Source organism: Candidatus Chordibacter forsetii, from assembly GCF_964187505.1.
Taxonomy (GTDB): domain Bacteria; phylum Verrucomicrobiota; class Verrucomicrobiia; order Opitutales; family Seribacteraceae; genus Chordibacter; species Chordibacter forsetii.
The window spans coordinates 1-7,192 of record NZ_CAXLML010000166.1; the positions used below are offsets into that span (position 1 = coordinate 1).

Below are 7,192 nucleotides of genomic sequence, written 5' to 3' on the forward strand. Positions count from 1 at the left end.
GATCTTGGGTTGGATAATCGATACCAGGCACTTATTCGCATAACCGAATTTAACGATGAAGCAAAATTCAATGAGATGCTCGTAGAAGTGCAGGTCGTTAACAATGTTGAGCCACCTATCTTTGCCGCCAAGTATGATCCCGTTTTTGAAGACGCAAACTTTAGCATCGTCGAGCAAAAGGTGGAATATTTTGAAATAAATGCTTCAACTAAAGATCAAAACAAAAATTTATTGATCGAAATATCGCAGGAGGGTCCGGACGATCATTTATTCGAATTTAATTCCTCTTCCAATAAACTGTCCTTTTTATTCCCTCCCGATTATGAAAATCCGGAAAGTACAAACGGGAACAACCTTTACGAGGTAAGAATGCAGGTTAGTCCAGTTCAGGATGGTCGACCGAGCTATTCCGATAGGGTGGTGGAACCTTTTTACATAAAAGTTCTTGATGATGATTTCACTTTCGAAATTTTAGATCCCTTGCCACCACTTCCTGCCCTGTCTGAAATTGAAATTCTAGAGAACGAATCATTTGTTGTTGATATTGAGGTGTTTGATGCGGAATCCCCAGTTAAGTTTCCGGATATGTTGATTATGACCGAATTGGGGGCAGCTTTTATTCCTCACCAAAAAACTGCAACCAAAGCAAGTCTTGCGTTTGATAGTCTATCAGTTGAGTCCGTATCGGGTCCGCTTGATTGGTCCGGGAGGCACGCGGTATCGGGGGACTTGCGAAATGCCGGCATAAACGATGTGGTAGCCTTGACAAGTCGAAGTATTCTTTATTTTGAAAACGACGGCACAGGCACCTTCAATGCTCATCAAGGTTTGAAAGATGTCATGTCGGCAGCGATCCAGGGTTCTCCCACTTCTGCACTCGTGGAAGATCTTAATTTTGACGGTTCTTTGGACTTGTTGGTTTGCTACCATGAATTTGGCGAAGATAAACCGGGAGCAGCCCTCTTTCTTAATAACCCCCAAGGGAATCTACCCTTTGGGGATAAGATTATAACGATCGACTTGGACCGTGCTTCAGATCGTTTGCAAAGAGGCAAAATTTCCCAGGTTGTTGCCCAGGATGTTGACGGAGATTACGACCTCGATTTGGTGATCGCCTACTTAAATGCTAACGAAGTTCTTTGGTACTCGAATGATGGAATGGGAGGTTTTTCTTATGCAGGAGTGGTAGCCAGTTTAACGCGGCCAAGGGTGCTACAAATATATAACCCCAATGATGCAAATAAATTAGATGACGGATTCTCCTGTTCGGATCTTTTGATCGGTTCAGATGAGGGATTGACCCAAATACAAAACCTAGGCTCTGGATTGTTTCAAAACTCTTTTCTTAGTGCGGGTAAGAAAGTTACTTCAATAAAAGTACTCGACCTTCTCGGCAATGATAGACCTGATTTAGTTTTTGTAGAGGATGAGCAGGTAATGGTTTCATTGGGCCTAGCAAACGGTTTTGGGTCCCCTAAGAATGCATTTACCGATGAGTCAGAATTTCCTGATGTGCTCGATGGTTGGCCCGATCGCCCTCAAAAACCCGGCTTGATTTCTCCTTTTTATTTTGGGGCGGACGGTGATCCGTCCTTGATTGTTGGGGAGGTTAATGAACCCTACATTTTTCAACTAAAGCATCGGGAAGTCGATAATGAGCCTAAAATCATCTTTGATGTAATTAAGGTGCTTAAAGTTGCCGAGGACTCTGGCATTCAATCTCTACAGGTGCTCGATTTGGATAGACGCGTCGATGTTGTTGAATTCCGGTTTTTTCAGCCCGAAGGTGGAGATGTGGTTAGCGAAAATGCAGCTTTATTCGATGAGACAAAGTTTGGTGCAGGAGGAAAACTATTTTTTAAGAATGCACCCGACTTCGAAGACCCTAAAGATTTCGATCAGGACAACCAATACGAATTAGTCGTTGAAGTGCGAAAAAAACCAGCCTATCCCGACCAGCCAACACAATCCGACCAAAAGAAAATTATATTAAAAGTATTACCGGTAAATGAGCCTCCAGTTTTTACGAGTTTAGCTAACCAAATTAATCACGCTGAGCATAGTTTTACTGTAGCCCAATCAATAGACTCTTTTAATCCAGAATCAAATTTGTTGGTTAAAGAAGGAACGATATTCGACTTGGCAGGTGGGCAGGATTTCGAGTTTTTTGAAATTAATGCATCAAGTGGGCATTTACAGTTTCGAAGTGATGTCTTTACTGTAGACCCGCAAACAGGGGTGGTTAGCTTTCCTTACCTACCAGACTTTGAAAACCCCAAGGATTTCAATGCTAACAACGATTACCGCGTTATTGTCCGCATAACTGATGATGCGGGCCTTTCTGACGAGCAAGAAATTACCATCCAAATACAGGAAGGTGCTGAACCTCCTTTGGTAACTCCAACCTTTCTTGCTCAGGAGCAAGTGATGATTGAGGATAATCTGTTACTTCTTCCATTGTCTGACCTTCAGGCAGTCGACTCCTCAAATGTGGGTGGGGGAATTGCCGGATACGGGGTATTTCGTGAAGCATCCCATGGGATCGCAAGCATAGAAAATAATTTTTCTATCTCTTATCAACCAGACGGGAATTATTCTGGAATGGACGAGTTCTTCATTGAAGCATTGAACCGTTCCGGATTGCCTGTGATCATTCAGTTTAAGGTTGATGTACTGCCCGTAAACGATGACCCCGTTGCTAGGATCCCGAATTTGGTTACCAGAGATGAAGGGGTGGCCAAGGTACTGGAATTACTGTCTTATGATGGAGATGGTGACTCTATGGTTTGGACGACTTGGAACCAAGCTGATCCCGACTTTGAAGTTCTGGGCAATGTCCTCTATTTTAAACAGGATCGATTGTCCGATTATGAACGAGATGGTACCGAACTTGGCTACGTTGCCCAATTGGGTTTACAAGATCCTTATTCCCCTCGTACTGAGCACAACTTGACCATTTTCATAAACAACTTACCAGACAGTCTACCTTCTTCCGTTCTCAAGGCAGGACTCCAAGGAACGACCTTTACCATTCCTGAGAATCAATCCTTCGTTGCCGACCTTCAGGTTTCTGACCCCGATAAACTTGAGGACCCCAATGCCAGCATTATCGGGGGCATAGATGCTGAACTTTTTACCCTTTCAAATAATGGAATTCTCGAAAGCATTTATCCTGGCGGTTTTGATTTTGAGGATGCGAATGATTCCAACGAGGATAATCGTTACGAACTTTTGATCGATTTAAATGACTCCGCTTTAGGGCAAACTTATACTGTGTTTGTAGTGGTTGCCGATCAGGATGAAAGTCCTCCATATTATACCAGTGGAGGAGGCGAAACTTTCTACCAGTTAACCATTCCCGAAGACCGTCTTTTTATAACCCAAGTAACGGCGGAAGATAACGAAACCACCAACTTGGCTTACCGGGTTGCCAAGGGGGCAGACGCGGGATTCTTCTCGATCAACGAGTCCAACGGGTCTCTTCATTTTACATCACTTCGGAATTTTGAAGCCCCAAAAGATTCAAATACTGATGGTATATTTGAGGTAGTTATCGGGGTTTCCGACGGTGTGTTTGAAACAAATCAAACTATATTTGTTGAATTGGAAGATGCCAACGACGCGCCTGTTCTACTCCAGAAGAATTATTCCTTATCCGAAGATGGTGAACTTTTTGAAACCTTTGAATCCTTTGATGAAGATGGGGATGTGGTGAAGTACGAGATAGAGTTTCAGGCAAATCATGGTCTTGCTAATACAGCAGGTGGTGCTTTTAGCTATCGGCCCAATGTGGACTACTATGGATTGGATTCCTTCGGGGTGCTTGTTTCTGATGATTTTTCAACACGTTCTCAAATAATTGAACTTTTAATATCCCCAGTAAACGACCCCCCAGTGGCAGTGGATGATCTCAAATATTTTTATCAGGAAAGTAGATTTTCCAATCCGACTATTTTGATCGATGTCTTAAAGAACGATCATTCTGGACCCGACGATCCAGCAGAAAAAAGTTCTTATCAGGTTGAATGGATAAGTTCCCAAACTGCTAACGGAGTAAATCTTAATACTTCTTTGGTTCGAGGAGTCTTTAAATATGTTCCACCTAAGGGATTTATGGGCGAGGATAGTTTTCAATACCGTTTGATCGACCAAGGTTTAGAAGACACTGCAACTGCCCGTATCTGGGTGGCTACCAGTGCAGAGATGCCTGACTGGACAAATTTAATGTTTTTGGGTTCCTATTATCAGGATATTTCACAGGGACGTGAAAATTGGATTTATCATATGGAAATGGGTTGGGTTTACGTTCATCAGCCTGATCAATTGCTTGATGCCTCCTGGATGTGGCGTGAAAATCTCGGTTGGTTTTGGACGGGGGATAAATATTTCAGATGGGTCTACCATCAGGGGCTTCAGCAATGGTTGCATTGGGAAGGTGGTGTAAACGATACAGGTGGTTGGTTCTTACGAACAGATCAGGATGTACTCTATTACGAAAAAGACTTCGTTCGTATGCAGGTGCGGGATGAGATTATTGAGATTCTGCCCAGTCTCGAGGGCCTTGGAGAGTATATTGAGAATAGTTCTTACTTTTCGGATAGTGAGGCTTTACAAATAATTATCGAGTTGAACCGTTTTGCTAAGTCTTCAACCCTTAACAGGATTCTTCAGTTTGATTTTTCTTATTAAATCGTTTTCCATACGACCTGTGAGTATTTTTTTACGCATTGCTTCCGTTTTCTTTGCTTTATCCATATACGGTTCTGTGTGGGGGCAAAACAGCGATAGTGCTCCTGTTTCGGAGCTTCAGCGCAGGTTCCTGCAGATGGAACAACGAGCTCTTGATCTTTCCAACCGCCTCAGTGAAATGTCGGGCACCGAGCCGATTGACTTGATCGACCGCAATGAGTCTCTTGCTCCTGTACAACTGGAGACGGATGCCCAGCAATCTTACGACCAATTGCCAGGGCCGATGGTGGAGCCCTTGCCAATCCCCGAAGAGCCTATTACAGAAGAGTCACCCACTGTTTACCAATCGGAGGTTGTTCGGGTGGTGCCTACGACTCAGCAACGAAAAGGAGATTACTACTTAATGCCTTTGGTTGGATTTGCTGTGGCAACATCCACAAATTTTTCACAAGACAATCTTGACGATGATTTGGATGGTGAGTGGGGTAACTCCATCGGAGTATCTGCTGCTAGAAGATGGGATAACTGGATGGCTTATGTGCGTGTAGCTTACCAATATTTGGAAAATCAAAATCTTGATTTTAAAAATGATTTAAATAAAGAGTATAAGGTTTTTGGTACGGAGGAGTCATTTTCTCTTTCATTGGGAGCTGGATATACTATCTCGCTCAGTCAAAAACTTTCAACCTATGGTGGTCTAGGTGCTGGATTTGCTTGGCGTAAAAACTATGTTGATGTTCAAGTTAAGAGTCGCGGGAAATGGGGCAATGACTCAACTAAAAGTGGTGCCGATTCTTCACTGGTTTTCACCTATGATTTTTCAATGGGATTGGAATACATGTTTTCCCAAAACTATTCTGCCCGGTTGGGATACCGCTTGCTTGGGTTAACCTCCAATGAATCTTTTGATGGTTCCTTCCAGCACTTGATTGAGTTGGGAGTGGGGGCAAATTTCTAGTTTTTTTCTCACGTCAATTTCATTCCCTTGACGAATCCCTCGCTCAGGGATTGCTTGGAAGCTTTCCTGCATGAGCTCGGACACTCCCATGATGAAACAATACCGCGAGGCCCGGCAAAGCCTCGAGGATGATACCTTGTTGCTTTTCCGCCTTGGGGATTTCTATGAGATGTTTGAGACCGATGCCGAGCAGGGTGCCGCCTTGCTTGGAATTACCCTGACCAAGCGGCATGATATGCCTATGGCGGGAATTCCCTCCCATGCTGCTGAATCTTATTTGAGTAAGCTACTCGCTCAGGGGAAAAAGGTGGCAATTTGTGACCAGTTGGAAGCTCCCCAGCCTGGTAAGCTGGTGAAGCGGGGAATTACCCGTATTCTAACCCCAGGCACGGTCTTGGAGGATCGCCAGTTGGAGGCTTCACATAATCATTTTCTCCTCGCTCTCGACCTTGATAAAAAGGGAGCCCGTGCTGCCTGGCTCGATTTATCGACCGGGAAGTTTGCTCTTTCCGCACAAACCAAACCGGGAGATTTATTTTCAGTGCTACATTCCCTTTCTCCTCGGGAGGTCTTAATGCCGGAAAGCTTGGGCAGGCGTTTAGAGATGATGGAAAATGGCAAGGCATTGAGCGATGAAATTGATCGGGCCTTGGGAGAAATTACCCGTACGGAAAGGCCAGACTTTGACTTTGATCAACGTTCGGGAGCACGTGAAGTTATGGAAAGCCTCGGTGTGATGAACCTGGAGGGCTTTGGGATTGATCTTGAACACGGTGGGCTTGGTCCGGCTGGTGCCGTGCTGGTCTATGCTCAGGATGTGCTCAAGGGGAAGCCCGGAAATTTAAACAGGATAGAAGAATACCGGGCGGGAGCTGCTCTTTTACTCGACCCAGCGACCCAACGAAACCTTGAAGTTTTTCGTACTTCTGCTCAGGCCCGTAAGGGGTCATTACTCGATTGTATGGACGACACTGCAAGTCCAGCAGGTGCCCGCTTGGTGGAAAGTTTTCTTGCCCGTCCCGAGCGCGACTTGGCGGAGATTCAAAGACGCCAGGCCTGTGTGGATGAATTTTCCCGATCCCCAAGGGCGGTTGAAGAGGTGAGGGAGACTTTACGGCATGGAGCCGATTTAGAGCGCATCCTTGGCCGGTTGCGCAACCGGGTGGTTCGCCCACGCGAACTTGGAGGTTTGCGGGCAACAGTCCGTGGACTGCCCGCTATTCGCCAGAGCCTATCCGAGCTCGGTAAAGACTTTCCTGCCATCCAATCTTTGGCCAGCCGGATCGAACTTTTTGAAGATCTTGGAGATCTATTAAACCGGGCATTGGAAGAGGAACTGCCCGCTGAGATCAAGTTGGATGTAAAGGGAGAGGGAGGCCGGGTAATTCGGGCAGAATACGATCAGGAGTTTGATCGTCTGCGCGATCTTGCCGGCGGGGGGAAAAGATGGATTCTCGAACTTGAGGCCGGCGAGCGTGAAAAAACAGGAATTTCCAACCTCAAAGTAAAGTACAATGGAGCGTTCGGGTATTTTATCGAGGTGAC

The 7,192-nt window shown here is 45.2% G+C and carries 3 protein-coding genes; all 3 read left to right on the forward strand.

What is annotated here, in order from left to right; genetic code table 11:
* Window positions 1-4,689: tandem-95 repeat protein (locus tag ACKPQ4_RS07025; protein ID WP_407680480.1), on the forward strand; the 4,689-nt coding region annotated here is incomplete at its 5' end.
* A gap of 19 nt (window positions 4,690-4,708) precedes the next feature.
* Window positions 4,709-5,647 carry an outer membrane beta-barrel protein gene (locus ACKPQ4_RS07030; RefSeq protein ID WP_407680481.1) on the forward strand — a complete coding sequence of 313 codons (939 nt, stop codon included), beginning with the start codon at window positions 4,709-4,711 and terminating at the stop codon, window positions 5,645-5,647.
* Between the two features lie 70 nt (window positions 5,648-5,717).
* Window positions 5,718-7,192, forward strand: a 1,475-nt coding sequence (locus ACKPQ4_RS07035) for a MutS N-terminal domain-containing protein (RefSeq protein ID WP_456151855.1), incomplete at its 3' end; no start/stop codon positions are given.